Below are 21,327 nucleotides of genomic sequence, written 5' to 3'. Positions count from 1 at the left end.
TGGTTTGTCCCCCGTGGACGTTCCGGCAGGTCCGGTGGGTGCCCTACCCCGGTCACCGGGCCACCTACCCACAGTGACGAGCCTGCTACGGCTGGACGGACTGGCTGTTGCGGAACACGTTCAGCGGATCCCAGCGGCGCTTCACCTTCTGGAGGGTGGCGTAGCCGTCCTTGTAGTAGAGGGTCGGCGACTTCTGGCCCGAGGTGTTCCATGCCCCGTCGTCGAGGTCGACGTCGGGGTAATTGATGTAGCAGCCGTCGGTCAGCGCGTCGTTCGGAGTGGAGGTCCCCACTTTGGGGACGCCGCCGGTCGCGGCGAAGGTCGCCTGATAGGTCTTGCGGATCCAGTCCAGGTACGCGGGCTCCTGCGGGTCGCCCTTCGTCCAGTAGACCTGGTACTGCATCTTCATGATGGAATCGCGCTGCCGAGCCGCCGTGTCGAAGCGCGGATTGTTGATGGCGCCGCCGTAGGAGTCGATCTGGATGAGCGACTGCTTGTTGCCGTAGTCGCGGTAGGGCCCGTCCTTGCTGAGATGGGACCACATCGCGTCTATCTGCTTCGGGTCGAACGGCTTGCGCATGTAGGCGGACTTGTACTTTCCGCACTGGTCCTCGCCGCTGCTGTCCAGGACCTGGGTGGCCGTCAGCCACGGCATGTCCCTCGGGATCTTCAGGTGGCCGAGGGTGGGACGCTCCCCCATCGGGGCGTGCATCGACTTCGCCTTGGCGCGTATCCCGCTGTCGATCCGTTCGAGGAATTCGCTCATGGCGGCGCGTCCGCCGGGATCGTCGACGTCCACCTGTGCGGTGAGCCCGATCTGGCCGTTGCTGTGGTGGTTGAGGGCGAGCAGGGCGAACAGTTTCCCCTGTGGCGTGGCCGGGTCCTGGTGATCGCGGAAGTACGTCCCGAACGTGTTGAGCAGATGGACGAAGTCGTCCTTGGTGAAGTCGGCCCAGTCCCACGCGATGCCCGCCAGGCGCACCATGCTGGGCGGTTGCGGGAGGTCCTTGAACCAGAACTTGGTGATGAGCCCGAAGTTGCCGCCACCGCCGCCGGTGTGCGCCCACCACAGCTCCTTGCGCTCGGCGTTCCAGTCGTCGCGCCGCGCGACGACCAGTTCGACGGTGTGGTCCTTTCTCACCACCGCCACTTCGACCGCGTAGAGGTAGTCGACGGTGAGCCCGAATTGGCGCGACATCAGGCCGTATCCGCCGCCGGTGATGTGCCCGCCGAGGCCCACGGAATAGCAGGAGCCTCCCGGCAGTGCCCGTCCGCTGATCGGGTAGAGGTGGCTGTAGGCGTGCCAGTTGCTTGCGCCGGCCTCCACGCAGTAGGCGTCCATGTGCGGGTCGTAGTACATCCCGCACATCTGGGAGACGTCGAAGATGACCCGCACGTCGTCGCCGCAGACGAAGTTCTCGTAGCAGTGCCCGCCGGAACGGACGGTGATGCGGGTGCGCTCGGGGTGCTTCGGCTTCTGCCGGACCGCCTCCTCCAGCGCCTCCCTGGCTTCTTCGGCCGTCCGCAGCATGCGGACGTATTCGGGCTGGGCGATCCACCGCTGGTTGAATCCGCGGGCGAGCGATGGGTACCGCTTGTCGTTCGGCTGGACGGTCGGCGAGGGCTGGGGGCCGTTGCTGGTCATCGGGACACCACCTTCTCGGGGAGGCCGGGGGGCCGCTGGCGCGGACCATCTGACTACCCTCAGCTTCCCGATGATTACTCTCCGGAAACGGAGAGTGACAGTCATGTGGCGGTGGACTGATCGTCCAGCCGGGGCCGCGCACCGGGATGACAGGAACGGGATCTTCGCTAGACTGCCCAATTCGTCTCAGCACGTCCACGATGGCGGAGGTCTCGATGAGTCCCGGGGATGGCGCGGATCGCAAAGCCACACCGGAGCGGATGACGCAGCACGGTAAGAACCTGCATCGGGACGTCAACGAGTATCTGCAACTGGCGTGGAACAACCTCCAGGGCGCGCGCGGCATCTCCCAGTCGAACTTCACCGCCACCTCCTATGTCCTGTCGATGGCCTATGCCGCCGCCCTCGACGTCGCCGAAGAGGACCTGGAGACGAAGAAGAAGGTGCTGAACACCTTCCGGGACCTGCTCGCCGCGTCGGCGACCAATTGGGAATCCGCCGAGGTCAAGAGCACGCTTTCGCGTCCGTGACGCCGAAGAGGTCCTCCCGCCTTTCCCGCGTTCGTAGCCGCAGCCCCCGAAGTCAGGAGTGTCATGGGTGGCCCCACACCGGGCGGAAGCCCGGTCGCCTTCGCCGGAGCGACCGCGTTGACGGTGACCCAGGTCGCCGCCGCGCTCATTCCACCCGCCTGGACGACGTCCGTCGTCATGTACCTGAACCAGTGCGACCCGCAGGCGATGCTGGACGCCGGCCTGAAATGGGCCGACAACTACGACCAGCTGGGGAACGCCCAGGAGGCGGCCAACAGCACGAACCTGCCGAAGGACGAATGGCAGGGCAAGGACCGCGACGCCTATGACGCGCGCATCGACGAGTACCGCTCCCAGATCACCGGTTCGAAGCAGCTCGCGTTCGCGGTGGGCTCCGCGATGACCATCACGGCGGCGCTGTGCTTCCTCGTCGTCGTCGCGATGGTCGTCATCGCCGCACTCATCGCCCTGTACGCGGTGTACGTCGCCGCCGCATTGGCCGGGCTGTTCACCTATCCCGCGGTGCTCGCCTCGGCGTCCGCATTCGCCATCGAATGCACGTCCTTCCTGGAGAGCGTTTCCGGGCTGGTCGCGTCGGTCGCGGCGGGCGGCGCCGCGGTCATCACCGGCGCGATGGCGCTGGACATCGGATGGCAGAAGGCGCACGGCAACGACGCCGCCCTCGACGATTTCAAGAACGGCCTCCGGGACGCATCCGACAACATGGTGTGGGGCACCATCTCCCGGCTCGAGCGCACCGCGACCGCCGCGCTCATGAAGGTCGGCGGCGGAACCCCGCTCGGCCGGAACGACCCGGCGCTCCGCATGCCGAGCCCGGTGGGCAACCCGGCGCGCGGCGGCGGTTCGCTCGGCACGAGCGGCGTCTGGACGGGCGGCAACATCACCGACCACTTCGCCGGCGCGGCGGGAGACAAGAACAAGCGCGACGAGGGCCTTTTCGAGGACCCTCCGGCCGAATAATGCCCGGCCCGAGCGGCCGCCGTTTCGTGCGGCGGTTCTTCTTCTCGGCGTGCGTCGCGCTGCTCGCGCTGCCGTTGCTGACCGTGTACACGCACCTGTTCGGCAAAGAGGTGTCGCTGCGGGTCGACCGGTGCGAGCGGCAGGTGCGCTACGGCTACGAATGCCACGGCTCGTGGACGGATTCGGGCGGGCACCGGCATTCCACCGAGGTCGCCCATGTGGGCCCGAAGGACGTCGGCCGGACGGTCAAGGCGAGGCTCGGGCCGTGGCCGCTGAGCGCGCATGCGGGCGGACTGGGGAGCGAGGGGATCATGCTCGTTCCGGGGGCGCTGCTGCTGCTCTGCGTCCCCGGCTATCTCGTGCTCAGGCGGCGGCTCAACCGCGAGGTGGGCGCCACGGCACGGCACCTGCTGGACGCACCGGAAGACTTTTTGGTGCTGGAGGTGGACCGCGACGGCGCCGTCCGTCCCGGCGGGGAGCCGCATCTGCGCGTCCAGTTCGGTGACGCAGACGTGCCGGTGCCGGTTGGGGCTGACCGGCGGCGCTTCGCGTCCGCGCGGCGTCCTGATGGGGAGGTCGCGTTCCTCATCGAGCGGCGCACCGACGAGGTTCTGATGCTCTCTGCGGACGGGCGCCCTGAGGCTGTCATCCCCCATCTGGCGCTCCAGTCCGGCCGTCCAAGGATCGAGCGGCCGGACGGAACGCTGCTGGGCGAGATCATCCTGACGCGGGGCCACACCAGCGACGTTCACTCCATCGTCCGCCCGGACGGCCGAGAGGTCGGCCGCTTCGCGCGGCTGCGCCGCCGGACATGGGCGCTGTGCCTGTCGCCGGAATGCTCACCCACTCTCGCCTATACGGCCCTCGCCTATCTCTTCACCAAGGGCCGCGCCGACTGAGGATTTTCGCCCTACTGGCCCATCCTCTTGCGGAGCTGGTCCATGAGCGCGGTGGCGTCGCGGGAGACCCCCGAGAAGGCGTCGTTCATGTCGCGGAGCGCATCCCGCATCGCGGCCGGATCGAGGGGCGTCTTGACCTTCTGCGCGTCCTCTCCGTAGACCTCGTCGGCGGCTTCCCGCTTCTGCCTTTCGAGGTCCGCGACGGCCTCCTTGGAGAGCTGCTCGATCAGTTCCGCGAGTTCCTCGGACCCCATGCGCATGGCGCGCGGGTCGATGCGCACGCCGGTCAGCCCTTTCTCCGGAGAGAAACCCAGGCCGACGCGGCCGTCGGGGGATTCCGCGCGGCCGACCATGTCCGCCAGCCGAGCACTGAACTCCGCGGACTTCTCGGCCACGCGCCGTGCCTGTTCCACATGCGCGCCGAGGTCGATCCCGAGGGTCCGCTCGATGTCGGGGAACTCGCTCACTCTCATCAATCCTTCGGACGTGCTTGCGCGTAAACCGCCCACCTTAGGGGGTCGCCACCCGTCCGAAGAACCGAGCGTGCTCTCGAATCAGGTTGGCATCGTGGCCGTGTAGTCGGCGAAACGCTCGTCGACCTCTTCCGGGGTGAGGCCGAAGTCTTCAAGCGAGTAGCGGTGAGCGGGTTTCGCGGCGCCGGTCGTGCTCTCGTTGTGGAGCTGCGTCATCGTGGTTCTGGCCTCGTCGGTGAACGGCAGGCCGAAGCGGGTGTAGACGGCCTCGACGGTGCCGATCGGGTCGCGGACGAAGTGGTCGTAGTGGACGTCCGCGAACTGGTCGGGATTGTGGCGTGCCCGCACCTCGCGGAATTGGTCGAGGCCCCGGCTCCACAGGTCCAGTTGGTCGCGGCCGAGGGTGGCGCCGGTGAAGACGTCCGACCATCCGGCGGTGGCGTGTGCGGCGAGACTGCACATGGACGCCATAGCGGTGCGCGGCTTCCGGTGCGTCTGGATGATGAGGGCGTCGGGGTAGACGTCGAGCAGCGCGTCCAGTGCGAAAAGGTGACTGGGATTCTTCAGCACCCAGCGCCGGCCGACGTCGTTGAGGCCGATGAGCTGAAGGTTGCGGCGATGCCTTCGGTAGGCGGGCGTCCAGTCTTGTTCGGCGAGCCAGGACGAGTAGGTCGGCAGGTGCGCCAAACTTTCGAAGGAAATGGAGAGCATGCTCTGGCGGAGGAGTTGCCAGCACTCTTCGACGGAGTCTGCGGAGATGTAGTGGACGCCCATGAACTCGGGGTTCTCAATGTGATGGCGTCGGTAACCGGCGTCGATGGCTTGGAAGACCGCGTTGTCGGCCCAGGTGTCGCGGGGCGGGCGTGGCTGCGGCACTTCGGCAAGCCAGAGGTCGAGACCCTGGTGGGAGGGGTCGGCGGTGAGCAGCCTGTGCAGCGCGGTCGTACCGGTTCGCGGCAGCCCGGTGACGAATATGGGCCGTTCGACGGGGACGTCCGCATGGTCAGGATGCTGTTTCCACGCCGCCTCGGAGAACTGCCGGGCGGCGAGCGCTCCTCGGAGCATCGCCCGCTGAGCCTTGTTTCCGAACGGGGTGAGGCCGGCGTCCTTCACGAGGGACTCTAGAAGAACCTTGAGCCCCTCCAGGTACTCGTCACCACCGAAGTCGTCCATGCCGGTGACCTTGCTGGCGGACGCGTGGAGGTCCTCGACCGTCCCGACGCTGTCGCGGCGTGCGCTCATCGGTACGCCCCTTCCTAGGGTGCCTAGTGGTGCCACTCGCCGGAATTGACGTCCAGGCATTGTCCGGTGACCGCACGGGCCAGCGGCGACAGCATGAACACCACGGCGTCGGCGACCTCGTCCGGCTCGGGGAGTTTCCGCAGGTCGGTCGTCGCGGCGTTCTCGTCGTAGATGTCCTGCGCCGTGACGCCGCGCTTCTTGGCGAGGTGGTTGAAGTACCACTGGAGGTTGTCGGCCCAGATGTATCCGGGGGCGATGGTGTTGACCCGGATGCCGCGCGGCCCCAACTCGGTCGCCAGGTTCTGCGCCATCGCGAGGAGCGCGGCCTTGGCCATCTTGTAGGCGCCGAACGTCCTGCGGGAGTGGCGGAGGACGGCCGAGTTGATCATGACGACCGACCCGCCGTGTTCTTCGAGCGCGGGGACGAAAAGTCTGGTGAGGTGCAGGGCAGCGAGCACATTCGTCTCGAAGCCGGCCCGTACCCCGTCGAGATCGACCTTGGTCAGATCCTTCAGGGGCGGTGTCGCGAAGGCGTTGTTGATGAGACCGTCCACGCGCCCGAAAGCCTCGTGGGCCGTCTCCGCGAGCCGCTCGCACGCCGCCGAATCGTTGATGTCGGTCGGGACGGCGATGGCGCGCCGCCCGATGTCCTCGACTTCCTTGGCGACCTCGGCGAGCCGCTGCTCATTGCGCGCCGCGAGCACCACATCGGCACCGGCCTTGGCGCACTGGACGGCGAGCCCGCGCCCCAGCCCAGGCCCAACCCCGGAAACGACGACGACTTTATCCTTGAGCAGGTCCGCCATCAGCCGAGCATCCTCTTCGCAACGGCGACCTGACGGGTCGCGATCTTCTCGGCCCATTCCTGCGGTGTGATCCGCTGCTTCTCATGGAACGGCAGGACGCGAGGCAGTTCGTCGAACTTCACGACCTCGACCTTGGGTCCGTCCTCGGGTGTGAGGTCACGGCTGATCCGCTGCCACCGGAACTGCAGGTAGCCGCGACGGTGGCCCGTCCGCTCGATCCAGTTGGCGAGCCCGGGATCACGCTCGCTGACGATGTACCGGATCATTCCGTCCTCGTCGACGCGGGCTTGGTCGGCGGTGAGGCTCGTCTGGTGGTTGATGTAGTCGAGCGAGATGTACCACATACTGCCGAGCTGGAAGCCCTGGTAGGGCGCCACTTCCCGGTCGGCGGCCGGCGCGGTGATGACCATGACCTCGTCGTCGTCCAGGTCGTAATGCCCGACGGACGAGAACTGCGTGGCCAGGCCGCCCGGCGTGGGCCGCGGCTCGGTCATCGTGTTGACCGGAAGCTGCAGGTAGTGCCATTCGGGAAAGGCCAGGAAGGTGCGAATCCTGGAGACCAGCATCTTCCCGGCGATCTGGTACCGCCGAGCCATCCGCTCGGACGGAACGGAGAGCGGCGACGTGCCGAGCGTGTCAGCTCGGTGGATGCGAATCTCGCCAGGCCGCTCGTTCTCCCAGTCGCTGAACACCTCCCGGACAATGAGCATGGCCGCGCCCGACGGAAGCGTGACGTAACCAGGCCCAGGGTCGTCCTTCGGCGGCCCGAACCTCAACTGGAACGACCCGTCCTCGGCGATGTCGAGTTCGCGGTCATCGAACGCGGTCAGACTGTCGGGCGACTGCGTAGGCGAGTAGTCGCCGTTCATGACCTGGAAGCTCAGATCGGCGGTCGTCCCCCGCCGTCCGGTCACCACGTACTCGGCGTCGTCCCGGATGTAGGCGTGGAAGTACAGCGTGTCCGGGTTGTCGAGCCCCAACTTGGTGTACGGCCCGGTCGACGACGCGAAGAACGGATAGTCCTGCTGGTAGGCGCCGACCATGTGCAGCGAAGCCTTGATGCTGCCGGCGAGGTAGTCGAGCCCCTCGGCCAGGTCCTGGTCGGTCTTGACGTGAGGCGCGTTGCGGATGATCCGCTCTGCCTCCACGACCGCGTCGGCGAACGAACGCGTCGCGGCTTCGAACGAATCGGTCTTGCCTTCAGCTGAGTCGGTGGCCACCGGGCTCTCCTGGGGACGCGGGGCGCGAACGCCGTTGAGAACGCGACACTGAGGACCAGAACCTAGAACCCGTTCTAGGTTCTGGTCAACGCTCGGTCCCGATCAATGGGAGGTGGTGAACTTCAGGCTCGGGGCGTCGTCCAGCGAGACCATGTACTCGTACGTCCGCCGGTGCCCGGTCTTCTCGACCAGCCACCGCCCGTCCTCCCCGCGCCGGTAGACGTCGTGGTAGAACGCGGCACCGCGGATCAGCAGCTTGTGCTCCGGGATGATGATCGTGTCGTCCAGCGACCAAATCCCAGTCGCTCGGTCCCCATCGATGTCGATCTCCGGGCACCCGGCCGTGTGCGCGCTGATCTTCCCGCCGTCCAGGTTCTCCCGCATGTACTGGACGATCGCGTCCCGCCCCTCCAACCTGAGGGTCTTCTTGAGCACCGGGGTGTCGTACTCGGCGACGGCGTCCTCAGTGAACACCTCGGCGAACTCGTCCCACAGCTTGAGGTCCACACACCGCAGGTACCGGTGCTTGAGCCGCCGAATCTCTTCCAGAGCAACCAGATCCATGCGCCCAAGACTGGCCGCTGCAGGCCGATTAGACAAGAACAGGTTCTATTTTCACCGCCCACCGCCCGTTCCCATTGGGCCACTCGGGGACGGACGCTCACCCGTGCACCGAACTCACAACCCGGCGTCGCCGGTCACATCGACCACCCGCCCGATGACTGGCCTGGTATCGCCGGACGCCAGGAACGAGACGACCCCCGCCCGGGCCACCGGACACAACCGCAGGCTCTGGCCCAACCCCAAGCTCTCGCAGCCAGCGTCGCAGGCAGGAAGGGGGCCGCTCCATAACCGGCCCGCCAGACTGCCCAATCCCCCGGCCAGGCCCCGGCGTCCGAGTGAACGCATTGGCCCCCGGCCTGTTCCTGGTACCCAGCTCCGGCGGCGACCTGTACGCCCTCGCACGCGGCCGGGCTCCGCTGCAGCGCCGCGCGACGCTGGCCGACCTTGGCGCAGCACTCCGGTTCCTCGACCGGGCCGCCAGCGTCACCGGGCAGGTGATTTACGTGGACGCCGGCGAACACCTCGGCCAATCGGGACAGCACCGCGATAGCGTGAACTCACCACGGTCAGCCCGCTGACCAGCCATCTCGAAGGGGAGAAAACCGTGCTGCCAGATCTCGGCGCCGAACTCGAACGGCGCATCGTCGACGCGGTCCACGCCGCGTTGGATGTGGAGATCACCCCCGAGCAGGCAGTCATCCGACCCTCGGCCCCCGGGCGGGCCGCCGACTACCAGTGCAACGCCGCGATGCCGTTGGCCAAGCGCCTGGGCCGCCCGTCCCGCGAGATCGCCGACGCCATTGCCGCGCACCTCGACACCACCGGGCTGATCGCCGATGTCGCCGGGCCCGGATTCGTCAATCTCACCTTCACCGAAGAGTTCCTGGCCGCGCATCTGGCCGCGCTCGCCGCCGATGACAGGCTCGGCGTCCCCGAGCAGGCCCCGCTCAGGGTGGTGATCGACTACTCCTCGCCCAACATGGCCAAGGAGATGCACGTCGGGCACCTGCGCTCCACGATCATCGGGGACGCGCTGGTGCGGCTGCACGAGGAACTCGGGCACGAGGTGATCCGGCAGAACCACCTGGGCGACTGGGGCACCCCGTTCGGCAAGCTCGTGGAGCACCTGGTCGACGAGGGCCTGACCAGTGGCGAGCTGTCGATCGGCGACCTCAATGAGTTCTATGTCCAGGCCAGCCGCAAGTTCGACGCCGACCCCGACTTCGCCGAGCGGGCCCGCAAGCGCGTGGTGGCACTCCAGGCCGGCGACCCCGCCACCCTCGACCTGTGGCGGCGGCTACTGGAGGAGTCAAAGCGGCACATGGAGGCCGTCTACGCCCTGCTCGGCGTCCGACTCACCCCGGCTGACTACATGGGCGAGAGCGCCTGCAACGACGTGCTGGGCTCAACCTGCGATGAGCTGGTCGCCAAGGGACTCGCGATGCCCAGCGAGGGCGCGCTGTGCGTGTTTCCGCGCGGCTTCACCGGCCGCGAGGGCGCACCCGTACCGCTGATCATCCGCAAGCGCGACGGCGGCTACAACTACGACACCACCGACCTTGCGACCATCCGCTACCGGTCGCAGGACCTCAAGGGCGATCTGCTGCTGTACGTGGTGGGTGCGCCGCAGGCCCTGCACTTCAAGATGATTTTCGCAGCTGCGCGAGAGGCCGAGTGGCTCGCCCCGACCAGCACTGCAACGCACGTGGCGTTCGGGTCGGTGCTGGGCAGCGACGGCAAGGTCCTCGGCTCGCGTAAGGGCGCCGGGCTGAAACTGGCGGATCTTCTGCAAGAGGCGGTGACCCGCGCGGCCGCGATCGTCGCCGACCGCAGCGAACTGAGCGCGGACGAGCAGGCCGAGATCGCCCGCGCGGTCGGAATCGGCGCCGTCAAGTACGCCGACCTGTCCACCGCGCGCGAGAAGGACTACGTGTTCGACTGGGACCGGATGATGTCGATGGACGGCAACACCGCCACCTACCTCCAGTACGCGCACGCCAGAATCCGGTCCCTGATCCGCAAGGCCGCTGATAGCGGCGCCGGTGACGGTTCGGCGAACCTGCTCCTCGCCGAGCCGGCCGAACGAGCCCTGGCCCTCAAGCTCAGCCAGTACCCCGCCGCCGTCACCGCCGCCGCGCGTTTCGCCGAACCGCACCGGCTGTGCACCCACCTGTTCGAGACCGCGACGGCCTTCTCGACGTTCTACGAGACCTGCCCCGTCCTCACCGCCGGCGACGCCGTCCGAGCATCCCGGCTCGCCCTGAGCACCCACACCGCCCGCGTGATCCGCCACGGCCTCGCCCTCCTCGGAATCCAAGCCCCTGAACGCCTGTAACGGGCATGTCCTGCGAGCAACGGGAATGGGGCCCCGGCGTACCGGACGGGAGGCTCTCGTACTACTGCAGTCGGGGTGGGCCCCGGAGTGATCGAGGCCCACCGCCCGGCACCCCTAGGTCGTGGTAGGCGGCTGAGAGCCGCCCTTGTACAGCGAGATAAGGAGACTCAGGCCTCCGAGGACGAGCGGGACCACGACACCAGCCGCCGCGGCGATCCGCGGGTGGTACGTGATCAGCACGCCGAACACGAACGCGCCGACGATCAGCAGCGCAGCGGCCGCAACGAAGATTTGACGGCGACGCGGTCCGGGCGGCAGATTCATAGGTGGTTGGGCCTTCCTGGTGGGTTCGAAGCTCCGGGATGGTCGGATCATCAGACGGGTTCCTCGCTGTCATCGAGGAACCCGTCAGTGCTGTCAGGTCTGCGTCTGGTCGCTCACCCCCTCTCTTGCCAGACTCGCCTCGGGCGGTCGCCTATCCTGCCCGAGGCCCAGCCGACCAAGCTGTCAGGCGGCTCCATCGATGGCGGCCAGCCGCTCGCCGGCCTCGCTGTGGCCGTTGGTCTCTGCGATCGAGAACCAACGTCGTGCTTCTTCGATGCGCTCCAGCGCCTCTAGGACTTCACCTAGGAGGAAGGCGGCATCGGCATGGCCGGTCGACGCCGCGAGTTCGAGGTAGGTTTCAGCGACCGCCCGGTTTTGATGGAAGAGGTACCAGCGGCCTGCCGCGAACGCCTCCTGCGCCGCACTCGCGTTGTCGAGGGCAGACGGCTGCTCCGCTACCGCCTCACCCGCCCGACGGCTCCAATAGCGGGCATCGTCAGTGTTGCCGGAGAGCCACTGGAGCACGGCAAGTTTGCGCAATGAGGATGCTTCCCCTCTGGCAACGCCGGCTTCGAGCAGGCTGATGCCATAGCCGCCGAACAAGTCGACCGTACGATCATGACGCGGATCATTAGGGTCGTAGGAACTGGGCAGCCGCGCTCCCGACTCAACACCCGCAGCGAGCACAGCACTAGCGAATGCCTCCGCTTCTTCCATTGCTTGGCGCGATGCGGCACCGGCACCCTGCATCGAACTCTCAGCACATCGGACCGTCAGATGGAGAAGCACGAGGTTGCATCTTCTCATCTTGACCAAGTTGCTACCTGTAACCATGCGGCTGATCGTCGGACGACTCAGGATTTTCGGCAGGTCCGAGCAGATCTCCCTGTATTCCTCCGAGACGCGCTCACTCTCTTCCGAGATGGTGCCCTGGTTAAGTCCCGACCTTCTGATCAGTGCTTTCACCATGCGTGTCTGTTCACAAGGTATCCGCTTGACGACTTGCTCATCCTCCATGCCGCCGAGCACCTTTCCACTCCACCGAGAACCTGACGATCAGGAAGGCTAGACCGGTATGCCAGAGTTGCGCAAGTTGCGATACCTGCCCAACACCAGCACCATCGCACATTTCGTCCACCTATGTCGCAATTTCAATTTTTTTCATCTTCGCGCCTACCGGCGCAACGCATGTCCGCCGCCCATCCCTGCGCCGACGCAGCGGGCCGGTAACTCACCCACACGCTCTCGCAAGGTTGCGCACGACCGGCAGGTGCATCTTGTGAAATATTTCAGCAGCTCAACGTCTCTACGCAGGCTCTCTCGCACTGGTCAGGTTGCGGCATAGAACGGCAACTCAACCTGACCCGCCGGGCGGGAACCACGGCCGCTCGGCGAAGGATCGAGGACTGGGGGCGAACGATGGTCTGGTACTTGAAGGTCAAGTGGTTCCACGACTTCAACGATGAGCCGTCGAAATCTACAGCGAGGACGGCGAGGACGGCGAGGACGGCTACGAGAGCCGCAAGATCGAGGTCGTTCGAGACGGCGCTTGGAGTACGCTGACGAGCACCGCGAGTCCGGCGCCACCTGCCTTCGGGGCGCCTGTCGGACGGTGGAGGAGATCGCTGCCCAGAACGAGCTCCGGCCTCGCGTGATCAGCCAACATGAGTTCGAAGAGGCGTGGGTTCGGGCGCGGGCAGCGCAGGAGGAGTGAGTGCGCGTGACTGACGGTGACGCGGCAGGCAGCGAATCCTGGCAGGCTCCGGAAGGTTCTTGGGCATCGTCGGCCGCCAACCGGCGCAGCATGCTGGGCAACCGGAACCGTGATACCTCGCCTGAGCTCGCGCTGCGATCCCTGGTTCACGCCGCCGGGCTGCGCTACCGGGTGGCAGCCAAGCCGCTCGCAGGTATGCGCCGGACCGCTGACTTGGTCTTCCGGCCGACTCGGGTCGCCGTCTTCATCGACGGCTGCTTCTGGCACGGCTGCCCTGAGCACTTCGTGCCGCCGAAGACCAACCCGGAGTACTGGCGCGACAAGATCGGCCGCAACATGGAGCGCGATCGGGACACTGACGCCCGTTTGGAGGAAGCTGGCTGGTTGGTGCTGCGCTTCTGGGAGCACGAGGCGGCTGCTGGCTGTGCCCGTACCGTCTGCGAAGCAGTCCTGGCCCGCCGCCGCTCGGCTGGAGGCCCGTCGCTTCAGCCGCGCAGCAGCGGCGATGCCCCCTGAGCTAGCACGGGACCGAGCCGCGGGATTCCGTCGGCTACTTGCTCCGGTGGTACGTCGATCCGGCACGACTCCCAGCGCCCGAGCGGCCCCTGGTCGTCCGGAGCCTGGGCCTCGATCCAGCTCGGGTCGACAGAGCCGACCGCGCTGACAGCAAGGTCGTCCGTGAGTTGGACGACGACCAGCTGCCAGGACTGGTCGTATCGCATGACCTCGTACTCGCGCCGCGATAGGAAAAAGGTAAGGCGGTTGCGACGTGTGGTGGCTTTGGCTTCGATGTGCAGGCTGTGCCGGCCGGCAAGCACCGCGATGTCGTAGCCGTAACCATCAGAGTGAGCGGCGACATGCTCGACCGCCGCGGTGGTGGACGCCGTGAGCAGCCGCACGAGAGCAGCCTCTCCGGCCGAACCCACCTTCAAGCGTGTCGCCGCGTCGACCTTGCCCCACACGGCATGGATTTCTTGGAATGCCTCCAGGTCGCTGAGCCCGAGCACCGCGGCGGCTCGTACTGCATCAATGGGCAGCTCAGCAGGTTCGCGTACATGGAGGTCGGCATCTGGAAACCACGGAGCACCGCCGGCCAGGAGTACAGCCCGGAAGATGCGCTGCCCCACTGGAGTGGTGTCGTCTAGCCCTCGCGCAAGGCCCGTCTCGGCCAGCCATCTGTACGCCTCGTCGTACTGGGCAGGACTGATGTCGCTGTAATCGGCATGAGTGGTAAAGAGCGCCCGGCACCTCGCCCGGCCGTTGGCGGGTAGCTTCTCCAACCAGCGCGCGGCAGCCCGGAGAACCGGGTCAGGAGGCATGGGCACGGAAATGGCCCATCAGTGCCTGGAGGTCAACCTCGTCCAGGCCGCCGCCGACGGCAGGCTCCTCGTCGAGATCGGAAAGCTGCTTAACGCCCGGGTCGTCCAGCACCGACCCCATGAAGTGGAGCTTCTCTTCGAGCCTCGTCCTCACGACTTCGTCGATGGTCTCTTCGGATGCCAGCACGGTGACGCGGGTTTCCGTCTCGGGAGCCAGCCCGAGGCGGTGGATCCGGTCCAAACTCTGCAGGAAGCGGCCGGCCGCGAAGTCCCTGTCGATATAAACCGCGTCGTGGCAATGGTGGTGGAGGCTGATCCCCTCGCCGAGGGTTGCCGGGTTCGACAAGAGCACCATGCAGTCGGGGTCGTCACGGAAGCGGGCGATTTCTGCTTCGCGGTCCTCCGTACCGCCGTGGACCAGCGCCGGCTGGTACATCTTGAACATGCGGTCGAGCGTGTTGAGACTGCGGATGAAGGTAGACCACACCAGGGTCTTCCGGCCCTGTGCGGCATTGGCTTCCACAATCGCCAGCGCCTCGCGGTACTTGGGTGAGAACTCGTAGTGCGGCAGGTCCCGCAGCAGCTCGGACAACCGCGACCCCTGCGGCACTTGCAAAGGTGGGACCTGGTACTCCAGCGGTTCGTACCGAGTGGTTCCCGCGTGGAGGAGCGCTGGGCTGGTCGCAGCCATCAGCAGATAGACCGTGATCTTCCCCCAGGCGAGGAAGTCGGCCTCCGAGCCGGTGGCACGGGCAGAGAACCTGCCGATGAGCGCCTCATATATCTCGCTGTGCAGGGGCGGTAGCTCGAGCGAACGGATGGTCGTCCTCACCGGAGGCAGGCCCAGCTCGCGCTTCGTCGTGCGCGCGAACAGCGGGCGAAGGACCGTGCTTGCCTTAGCAAGGTCGCCGCCCCCGACAGCTTGGATCACTTGCTGACGCCCATAACCCGGCCAAACAAATCCGAACAGGTTCTCCAGGTCTTTGGCGCCATTGGGTGCTGGAGTTCCGGTCAGAATCAGTCTGCGCCGGGCCCGCGGCCCGAGAGCCAGGCATGCGGCCCCGTAGACGCCCCGGGCGCCTGCCTTCATCCGGTGGGCTTCGTCCAGCAGCAGCAACGACGGCCGAGCCGACAGCCATGCGCTGAGCTCTTCGACAGCGCCGTCCAGACGTTCGTAGTTGATGATCATGACATCAGCTGACGGGTCCGGGCGTCTGCCGTACACGGACATTCGCAGGGGCTGGCTGAAGCAGACGCTGTTCTCGTACAGCCACGATTCGTAGGCGGACTTTGGGCTGACGACCAGCATCCGCTCGACCTGTCCGCGGACACGGAGCGCCTGGAAGACTGCCAAGCCGACGCGGGTCTTTCCAGCCCCAGGGACAGAGAAGTTCGCGCCATGGCGCAGCGACAGGAGCTTGGCGACGTCACGGCTCTGGAAGGAGGTGAGGTCGCCTACCCAGTTAGAGCCGAGGAGGTCCTCGATTCCCTCTGCCGCACTCTCCGGCTCGGCCACTGCAGCTGGGGCCAGTCGCCGGGCGACAGCCTGCGCGTCGGCGGTGGAGTCTCTGACAAGGTCGGCCAACTGCGGATCCCACTGCACGGTGGCGGGCTCCGGCCACCCGCTGAGCGCGCGGAGGTTGCTGAGCAGGTCATCGATCTCGATGTCGAGAATGGTGGGGGTGCGCTGGACGCCGCTCTGGAATCGCAGGGCGAGTCGGCGCAGGTCAGCTACACGGTCCTTGCGGGCATGCAGCCGGACCGTGACAGCTTCGTCCCCGAAGCCGAGCTCGAGGCTCGGCGCGGCAGCGTCCTCCATTGCTACCGGTCCTTTGTTGCGTTGAGCAGCCATTCGACACCGTCACCGGGGGAGGTGAACGTCCTGCCGGCCTGCTTCGCGAGACGCGCCAGGCTATCGCGCAGGGTAATCAGAGCATCGTCGAAGGCGTCCTCGTCTAGAGCGCGTCTGGCCTTCGCCTCGGCGAACTCAGTTGCGCACTGCTCGATGAATTCCGCTGCGTCCGCCACCCTCTCTGGAACCGCGGTCTGCCTCTTGCGGAGCCTGAAGTCTTTCCCAGCGAGGGTGGTTGCTGTGTCAAACACCTCCCGAGCAGCCGTGAAAACAGTATTCGCAGCTGAGACTTTTGCAGAAGGCAGCTTGTCTGGTGCCCTCCTGGCGGCATCCGCTTGCAACAGCTTGTCGGTAAGGTCGCGGACAGCCTTGACGCCGGCTGCTTCGTCGGGGACGACGACGTCGTCGAGCCCGGGCACGCCCAGCGAGGTTGGACTCTCCCCAGCATCCGGCCGAAGCGAGTTGGGGAGCCGCTGCTCAAGGTAGCGGTCATAGAAGTCTGCCTGCGCCAAGCGGAGCGTCGTCTTGGGGAGGTTGAGCACCACCATGGCGAGACGTGCTTCCTTCAACCGCTCAGCCGCGTCAGGGTCTGTTGCGGCCAAGGAAGCGTAGTCACGAGCCAGCTCCCGCAGCTTCTCCTGGTGGTCCTCGAAGTCGACTAGGCGGAGGCCCACACCACCGTCCGTCTTGCTGCGGTCGATGGCATCGTTGATCAGTTCGAATACCCAGCGGTCCCGCTTGAGGGTCGGCAGCTTGATGTTGAACTCTCTGGCAACGTCCTCCTGCTTCCGTCCCGCTGCCAGCTCCTCCTCTACGGCTATGAGCCGGTTGAGGTAGGAGTAGTCACGGCGCTTGTCGCGGCGCAACTGCAGGGACAGCTCAACCCTGTTGATGTCCTGCCGACTGGTGTCTTCGGGAAGGACGCCAACACGAATGTGCTCCTTCCCAAGCTCTCGCAGCGCAGCACAGCGTGTGTTGCCGTCGACGAGGATGCCGTCCGGACTGATGATCCCAGGATCTCGCTGCCCGAACTCTTCCAGCTCGTCGAGGAGTGCCGCATAGTCAGGGTCGGTCTTGCTCAGATCCTTCGGGTCACGAGTCAGCAAGTAGCGGAGGTACTCCTGGCCCTCCTCGCTCCACGGCCGCTCGTCGAGGACGCGGTTGCGTTCAGGATCAAGGGTGCGCTGGGCGCGGACCCGGTGGGTGTCCGGGTTGAAGTAGAGCATGCTGACCGGCATCGAGATCACGTAGAGGTGCCGCTGCTCGGCCCCCCGCCAGTCGACGGTCACCTTGGCGCCGTCCTCAGCTACTGCCTGCTTCAGCCGCTCTTGGACCAGCTCCCTGATCGTTTCACCCTCGGGTGGAATGCCGAACTTCGCAACCATGAATAAAGTCCCTCCAACCAGCTAGCGTAGCGATCGCCGTAAGCTTCGCGATACCAAGCGCCTGGGCCGCTAGGACCAACGATCTTGCTGCTTGGGGTGAGGAGAAGACAGAGTGAACGCACCTGCCTGGAGCACCAGCAAAGCCGGCGGCATGGTCCGGGCCGCTCTCTGGCTCGTTCAGGAGGTGGGCGAGGGCAACACCTTCACCAAAGGGCAACTGCGGGACGCCTTCCCCGGGATGGCGCAGATCGATCGCCGGGTGCGCGATCTGCGGGACTACGGCTGGACCATCCTGGCCAACACCGAGGACGCCAGCTTGGCAGCTGAGGAGCAGCGCTTCGTCAAAGCAGGGGTAGCCGTCTGGGACCCGAAGGAGAGACGCGCCGCCGCTCCCCGGAAGACCCTCTCCTCCAAAGAGATCAGGGCTGTCCAGGAACGTGACGACTTCCTCTGCACGGTCTGCGGCATATCCGGTGGAGAGGAGTACCCGGATGACCCCAACAAGACAGCGGTGCTGTCAGTGACGCGGCGCGCCACGGTGCTCCCCGACGGTCGTGAGGAGGTGCTGCTGCTTACCGAGTGCAAGCGCTGCCGGGCCGGGTCCTCCAACGCTCGGGCCAGAGCAGACGAGGTCGCGGCTGACATCCGCATCCTGGATCCGGCAGACCGGAGGCGCCTTGCCCGGTGGATCGACCGCAACCGTCGTGTATCCACCCCCCTCGACCGCGTCTGGTCGGCCTACCGGCGCCTACCTGCCGACGCTCGAGCCGAAGTCCTCGCAGAGTTGAAGGCCGAACTCCAGTAGTGGGCGCGGCGCAGGTCGACGGGTGGACCCGCTGACCGTAAACTTCCACACTGCTTGTGCTAGCGCCGACCGGCACGCTGAAACGTACGGGGCCTTCGCTCCGGCCCTGCGGCCGCGTGGGAGGCTGGGACTTGGCAGAACACAACACAGGCCGCATTACAGGTCCGCCGGGTGCTTGGAAGGAGAACGACTTGTCCGAAGCAGCCGAGGACAATCCACTTGAAGTCGTCGAGATCTGCGCTGGCGCAGGCGGCCAGTCGCTCGGCCTAGAGCGCGCCGGCTTCCGCCACCGCCTAGCGGTCGAACTGGACGATAACGCAGCTAGGACGCTTCGCCATAACCTTGTTAAAGTCCTGGGCTACAAGGAGAAAGAAGCTGAGGATACGGTCCGCGTCGGAGACGTAGCCGATCCTGATGTTTGGAACCCCAGCGAGCATGAGGGAGTGGATTTGCTGGCCGGCGGTGTCCCATGCCCGCCATTCAGTATCGCCGGAAAGCAACTGGGCGCTAGCGATGAGCGCGATCTGTTTGCCTGGGCAGTGGCGCTGTGCGGTCGGATGAGGCCTAAAGCCCTTCTTCTGGAGAATGTCAAGGGACTGAGCGGAAACCGGTTCACGGCTTATCGCCAGCACGTTCTCGACCGGCTGCACGAATTTGGCTATGTCGCCGAGTGGAGGCTGCTCCAAGCCGACCAGTTCGGAGTCTCCCAACTCCGTCCTCGATTTGTACTTATCGCATTGCAGCGCGAGTATGCGGAGCATTTCCACTGGCCAGCACCGCATCCCACCCCCCCTCCTACAGTCGGAGAACTACTCAGTGACCTGATGGCTCAGGGCGACTGGAGTACAGACAGGCTCATAGAATGGGTCAAGAAGGCGAACGGCATCGCCCCTACGATTGTGGGCGGTTCGAAGAAGCATGGCGGAGCAGACCTCGGACCTACCCGCGCGAAAGCGGCTTGGGCCGAGATGGGTGTTGACGCCAAGGGGGTGGCCGACGACCCTCCCGGGCCGACGAACCCGAGAGTCAAGGGTGTCGAACATCCGATGCTGACAGTGGAGATGGTCGCCCGCATTCAGGGCTGGTACGGTCCCGATTTCGCCGACTGGGAGTTCCTCGGACGCAAGACCTCAAGGTACCGGCAGATCGGCAATGCATTCCCCCCACCAGTCGCCAAGGCGCTCGGGGAAGCAATAAGAATGGCACTCCTGAAGGAGGGCGAGCCGCGTTCGCTCGTCGAGAGCTCCAAAGTTACCCTCGATCCTGTCTACAAGATCCTGCGAGACCGGAAGCGTCCTATGACGGTCGAGCAACTGGTCGCCAAGCTCGCGAGCAGCGGCACACCGCTGGAACAACCCGAGGTTGAGCGCCGCCTCGTCCATCTCGGTCATGATTTCGAGCTGACCAAGAAGCTGCGCGCGAATGGCGAAGTCGCATTCCTCTTGGGGGACTTCAAGGCATTCCTAGGCCAGGACGACCACCAGCGGCATCATCTGTTTGCCGAGCATCGCGCGAAGATCAGCTGATTTTGTCTCGGGTGCGATTGGAGTCGGCAAGACATCGAAAGAACGTGAACCTCGCGCCAGCCAGTGAGAGGCGCACGCCATCCGGGCGAGTTGCAGGTGGGAGCCTGGCCAACTCGACTCAAGCCGCGTCGTTGGCTCTGCCGCTGTGCGCGCTCCTGCGCTACTGATTGGTCATGGGGATGTCTCTAGGTTGGCCCTGGTCTGCTCGTTATGCTGCTTACGGCTCTACGCCCATGAAGTCGGCTAGGTCGAGCATGGCTTGGGAGGGCATCCTCGGCCGACTCCCTAGCAATTCGCGGGTGATGTCGCGGCCGTACTGCTGGTAGCGCAGCCAGGAGGGATGTTCCGCGCGGATCGTTTGCATGATTTCGGTTGCCTTCTCCGGGTCCCCGGTTTGCAATTTCGCGCGAGCCACGTCCAGGCGGTGCCGGTCCCATCCGGAGGTGTTCGCGGCGCCCACGTCGCGCGGGAGGTCCCGCGCCAACTCCAGCGCCTGGTCGGGGCGACCGTCCAGCAACTCGATCTCCGGCCCCAGAAGTGCAGGGGTGAGGGGCCCGAACGCGACATGTCCGGCTAGGTTCTCGTGCTGTCGTCCGAGCCGTGCGCCTGCCGCCCCGGCGGCGCGGACGTACTCCCGGGCCTCATCGGCACGGTTGTTGCGGGAGGCAGCCGCGGCGGCCCGTAGCAGCAGGTAACCCCAGCCGGACAGTTCGTCGGGGGATGCCTTACTCATCTTCGGTTCGATCTGTCCAGCGGTGTCGACGCATAGCCGCTCGACCTCGGCGAGGCGTCCCTGCCTCAGCATTGCCCACGCCTGGGAGCTGACGGACGCGGTGGCGAGCGGAACATCACCGATTTCCAGCGCGTCCCGTAGCGAGGCGTGCAGGGCGATCAGCGCCAGGTCGTGTGCACGGATCTGGATGAGATAACGGCCCACGAGCCCGGTGATGTCGGCACGCAGTCGCAGCGCCTCTTGCCGTTGTTCTCCGGTGTTGTACACCTCGACGTGATGGTGAGCGGACCGCACCAAGGCCGGCATGAACACCGCGAGGTCATCGTAGGCATCGGCGTGGTACTTGGCAGCGACCGCGGAGACCGCCCGTCCAAGGCGCGCCAGATCTGGATGGTCGCCATCAGCGGTGCCGTACAGGGGGCGTCCAGCGAAGCCGACCGGAGGGTTGATCGCCGATCTCATGTCCGCGAGCACCACCTCATCGACGGTGGCCTCGGTCGGTTCCGGTGATCCAGCAGAGGCGAACCACACAGTGGTGACGCCGAGGGCGCGGGCGAGATGGTGGTAGGTCTCCATACGGCAGGTGCCGCCTTGTTCCAGTTTCTTGATGACCGCGAGCGACAGGTTGGCCTGCTCGGCAAGCTCCTCTTGAGTCATCCCGCGTCGGCGTCGCAACTCCCGGACGCGGTCGCTGATGCTGGCGTCCTGCATGGACCTGCCTTTCCCTGAGCATCTGGACAACCTCAGCGTAAGTCGAGGGGCCCTGCCGTTTCGGGGTCAGTATTCAAACGACTACGCCGCATATCCCTTCCGGCGCGAACCGACGGAAACGACCGCGCAGCGTGTCTGTACCGACACGGTAACTGAACGTAGCGTCTCCGGCGTCCTAGCAGCCAGGAAGCCGAGATGAGCGTCCACTGTGCCAACACCTCGTCCCTCAGCAGCTGAGGTACTGCGCGCCAAGCACGGCCACA

21 protein-coding genes are annotated in these 21,327 nt (G+C 66.0%); 9 read left to right on the top strand and 12 right to left on the bottom strand.

Annotated features, from left to right (window positions below; translation table 11 throughout):
• Nucleotides 1-85 precede the first annotated feature (85 nt).
• Nucleotides 86-1,645: an FAD-binding oxidoreductase gene (locus E1284_RS02750; protein WP_131936666.1), complete on the bottom strand. Its 1,560-nt coding sequence runs from the start codon at nucleotides 1,643-1,645 to the stop codon at nucleotides 86-88.
• 260 nt (nucleotides 1,646-1,905) lie between these two features.
• Between E1284_RS02750 and E1284_RS02745 the strand changes: the two genes are divergently transcribed.
• The 3 genes from E1284_RS02745 to E1284_RS02735 all read left to right on the top strand — a co-directional run bounded on the left by E1284_RS02745 (nucleotide 1,906) and on the right by E1284_RS02735 (nucleotide 4,055).
• Nucleotides 1,906-2,175 carry a hypothetical protein gene (locus E1284_RS02745; protein WP_131936664.1) on the top strand — a complete coding sequence of 90 codons (270 nt, stop codon included), beginning with the start codon at nucleotides 1,906-1,908 and terminating at the stop codon, nucleotides 2,173-2,175.
• 63 nt (nucleotides 2,176-2,238) lie between these two features.
• Entirely contained in the window at nucleotides 2,239-3,156 is a 918-nt protein-coding gene (locus E1284_RS02740) for a hypothetical protein (protein WP_131936662.1), read from the top strand.
• Nucleotides 3,156-4,055, top strand: a complete 900-nt coding sequence (locus E1284_RS02735; RefSeq protein WP_131936660.1) for a hypothetical protein — start codon at nucleotides 3,156-3,158, stop codon at nucleotides 4,053-4,055. The genes E1284_RS02740 and E1284_RS02735 overlap by 1 nt, the downstream gene beginning before the upstream one ends.
• Before the next feature lie 11 nt (nucleotides 4,056-4,066).
• On the opposite strand, the gene E1284_RS02730 is transcribed toward E1284_RS02735, so the two are convergent.
• From E1284_RS02730 to E1284_RS02710, 5 genes are all read right to left on the bottom strand, one after another.
• Nucleotides 4,067-4,522, bottom strand: a complete 456-nt coding sequence (locus E1284_RS02730) for a YbaB/EbfC family nucleoid-associated protein (RefSeq protein WP_165965102.1) — start codon at nucleotides 4,520-4,522, stop codon at nucleotides 4,067-4,069.
• Nucleotides 4,523-4,609: 87 nt separating this feature from the next.
• Nucleotides 4,610-5,770: a sulfotransferase family protein gene (locus E1284_RS02725; protein WP_131936656.1), complete on the bottom strand. Its 1,161-nt coding sequence runs from the start codon at nucleotides 5,768-5,770 to the stop codon at nucleotides 4,610-4,612.
• A 23-nt stretch (nucleotides 5,771-5,793) separates the two neighbouring features.
• A complete protein-coding gene (locus E1284_RS02720) occupies nucleotides 5,794-6,576 on the bottom strand; it encodes an SDR family oxidoreductase (RefSeq protein ID WP_131936654.1) in 783 nt (260 codons plus the stop codon).
• Complete coding sequence (locus tag E1284_RS02715; protein WP_131936652.1) at nucleotides 6,576-7,796, bottom strand: hypothetical protein; 1,221 nt, start codon at nucleotides 7,794-7,796, stop codon at nucleotides 6,576-6,578. The genes E1284_RS02720 and E1284_RS02715 overlap by 1 nt, the downstream gene beginning before the upstream one ends.
• A 102-nt stretch (nucleotides 7,797-7,898) precedes the next feature.
• On the bottom strand, nucleotides 7,899-8,360 hold the full coding sequence (locus tag E1284_RS02710) for a nuclear transport factor 2 family protein (protein ID WP_131936650.1): 462 nt from the start codon (nucleotides 8,358-8,360) through the stop codon (nucleotides 7,899-7,901).
• 335 nt (nucleotides 8,361-8,695) lie between these two features.
• Here E1284_RS02710 and E1284_RS42850 point away from each other — a divergent pair, with 335 nt between their 5' ends.
• The gene (locus E1284_RS42850) at nucleotides 8,696-8,938 is read left to right on the top strand and encodes an SDR family oxidoreductase (protein ID WP_243714213.1); all 243 of its coding nucleotides are present in this window, start codon (nucleotides 8,696-8,698) and stop codon (nucleotides 8,936-8,938) included.
• A gap of 29 nt (nucleotides 8,939-8,967) precedes the next feature.
• The gene (argS, locus tag E1284_RS02700; protein WP_424923464.1) at nucleotides 8,968-10,695 is read left to right on the top strand and encodes an arginine--tRNA ligase; all 1,728 of its coding nucleotides are present in this window, start codon (nucleotides 8,968-8,970) and stop codon (nucleotides 10,693-10,695) included.
• A 114-nt stretch (nucleotides 10,696-10,809) separates the two neighbouring features.
• Here the strand turns inward: argS and E1284_RS02695 are convergent, their stop codons facing one another.
• A complete protein-coding gene (locus E1284_RS02695) occupies nucleotides 10,810-11,019 on the bottom strand; it encodes a hypothetical protein (RefSeq protein WP_131936644.1) in 210 nt (69 codons plus the stop codon).
• A 183-nt stretch (nucleotides 11,020-11,202) separates the two neighbouring features.
• Nucleotides 11,203-12,048, bottom strand: a complete 846-nt coding sequence (locus tag E1284_RS02690) for an SEL1-like repeat protein (RefSeq protein WP_131936642.1) — start codon at nucleotides 12,046-12,048, stop codon at nucleotides 11,203-11,205.
• A 433-nt stretch (nucleotides 12,049-12,481) separates the two neighbouring features.
• Here E1284_RS02690 and E1284_RS43920 point away from each other — a divergent pair, with 433 nt between their 5' ends.
• Together E1284_RS43920 and E1284_RS02685 are read left to right on the top strand one after the other, a co-directional pair.
• Nucleotides 12,482-12,733 carry a DUF6881 domain-containing protein gene (locus E1284_RS43920; protein WP_424923463.1) on the top strand — a complete coding sequence of 84 codons (252 nt, stop codon included), beginning with the start codon at nucleotides 12,482-12,484 and terminating at the stop codon, nucleotides 12,731-12,733.
• 6 nt (nucleotides 12,734-12,739) lie between these two features.
• Nucleotides 12,740-13,249 (top strand): very short patch repair endonuclease, encoded by a 510-nt coding sequence (locus tag E1284_RS02685; RefSeq protein WP_279433015.1) that lies wholly within the window; start codon nucleotides 12,740-12,742, stop codon nucleotides 13,247-13,249.
• On the opposite strand, the gene E1284_RS02680 is transcribed toward E1284_RS02685, so the two are convergent.
• From E1284_RS02680 to E1284_RS02670, 3 genes are all read right to left on the bottom strand, one after another.
• Complete coding sequence (locus E1284_RS02680) at nucleotides 13,219-13,860, bottom strand: protein NO VEIN domain-containing protein (protein WP_165965101.1); 642 nt, start codon at nucleotides 13,858-13,860, stop codon at nucleotides 13,219-13,221. The two genes, E1284_RS02685 and E1284_RS02680, sit on opposite strands and share 31 nt — an antisense overlap.
• A gap of 181 nt (nucleotides 13,861-14,041) precedes the next feature.
• The gene (locus E1284_RS02675) at nucleotides 14,042-15,871 is read right to left on the bottom strand and encodes a DEAD/DEAH box helicase (protein ID WP_131936638.1); all 1,830 of its coding nucleotides are present in this window, start codon (nucleotides 15,869-15,871) and stop codon (nucleotides 14,042-14,044) included.
• Between the two features lie 2 nt (nucleotides 15,872-15,873).
• On the bottom strand, nucleotides 15,874-17,289 hold the full coding sequence (locus E1284_RS02670) for a ParB/RepB/Spo0J family partition protein (protein ID WP_131936636.1): 1,416 nt from the start codon (nucleotides 17,287-17,289) through the stop codon (nucleotides 15,874-15,876).
• Nucleotides 17,290-17,401: 112 nt separating this feature from the next.
• Here E1284_RS02670 and E1284_RS02665 point away from each other — a divergent pair, with 112 nt between their 5' ends.
• Both E1284_RS02665 and E1284_RS02660 read left to right on the top strand, forming a co-directional pair.
• A complete protein-coding gene (locus tag E1284_RS02665) occupies nucleotides 17,402-18,094 on the top strand; it encodes a hypothetical protein (protein ID WP_243714212.1) in 693 nt (230 codons plus the stop codon).
• A 191-nt stretch (nucleotides 18,095-18,285) separates the two neighbouring features.
• Nucleotides 18,286-19,620: a DNA cytosine methyltransferase gene (locus E1284_RS02660; RefSeq protein ID WP_131936634.1), complete on the top strand. Its 1,335-nt coding sequence runs from the start codon at nucleotides 18,286-18,288 to the stop codon at nucleotides 19,618-19,620.
• 217 nt (nucleotides 19,621-19,837) lie between these two features.
• Here E1284_RS02660 and E1284_RS02655 read toward each other — a convergent pair whose 3' ends face one another.
• Complete coding sequence (locus E1284_RS02655) at nucleotides 19,838-21,064, bottom strand: helix-turn-helix domain-containing protein (RefSeq protein WP_131936632.1); 1,227 nt, start codon at nucleotides 21,062-21,064, stop codon at nucleotides 19,838-19,840.
• Nucleotides 21,065-21,327: the final 263 nt, after the last annotated feature.

The sequence above is a fragment of the Actinomadura bangladeshensis genome, from assembly GCF_004348335.1.
GTDB classification, from domain to species: Bacteria; Actinomycetota; Actinomycetes; order Streptosporangiales; family Streptosporangiaceae; genus Spirillospora; species Spirillospora bangladeshensis.
The sequence above is the reverse complement of the archived record's forward strand: the minus strand, read 5'-3'. Positions and strand labels throughout refer to the sequence as shown.

Coding starts and splice junctions, on each gene's coding strand:
- E1284_RS43920 (WP_424923463.1), top strand. CDS start 12,482: ATGAGCCGTCGAAATCTACAGCGAGGACGGCGAGGACGGCGAGGACGG.
- E1284_RS02740 (WP_131936662.1), top strand. CDS start 2,239: ATGGGTGGCCCCACACCGGGCGGAAGCCCGGTCGCCTTCGCCGGAGCG.
- E1284_RS02750 (WP_131936666.1), bottom strand. CDS start 1,645: ATGACCAGCAACGGCCCCCAGCCCTCGCCGACCGTCCAGCCGAACGAC.
- E1284_RS02745 (WP_131936664.1), top strand. CDS start 1,906: ATGACGCAGCACGGTAAGAACCTGCATCGGGACGTCAACGAGTATCTG.
- E1284_RS02720 (WP_131936654.1), bottom strand. CDS start 6,576: ATGGCGGACCTGCTCAAGGATAAAGTCGTCGTCGTTTCCGGGGTTGGG.
- E1284_RS02675 (WP_131936638.1), bottom strand. CDS start 15,871: ATGGAGGACGCTGCCGCGCCGAGCCTCGAGCTCGGCTTCGGGGACGAA.
- E1284_RS02710 (WP_131936650.1), bottom strand. CDS start 8,360: ATGGATCTGGTTGCTCTGGAAGAGATTCGGCGGCTCAAGCACCGGTAC.
- E1284_RS02670 (WP_131936636.1), bottom strand. CDS start 17,289: ATGGTTGCGAAGTTCGGCATTCCACCCGAGGGTGAAACGATCAGGGAG.
- E1284_RS02655 (WP_131936632.1), bottom strand. CDS start 21,064: ATGCAGGACGCCAGCATCAGCGACCGCGTCCGGGAGTTGCGACGCCGA.
- E1284_RS02735 (WP_131936660.1), top strand. CDS start 3,156: ATGCCCGGCCCGAGCGGCCGCCGTTTCGTGCGGCGGTTCTTCTTCTCG.
- E1284_RS02725 (WP_131936656.1), bottom strand. CDS start 5,770: ATGAGCGCACGCCGCGACAGCGTCGGGACGGTCGAGGACCTCCACGCG.
- E1284_RS02695 (WP_131936644.1), bottom strand. CDS start 11,019: ATGAATCTGCCGCCCGGACCGCGTCGCCGTCAAATCTTCGTTGCGGCC.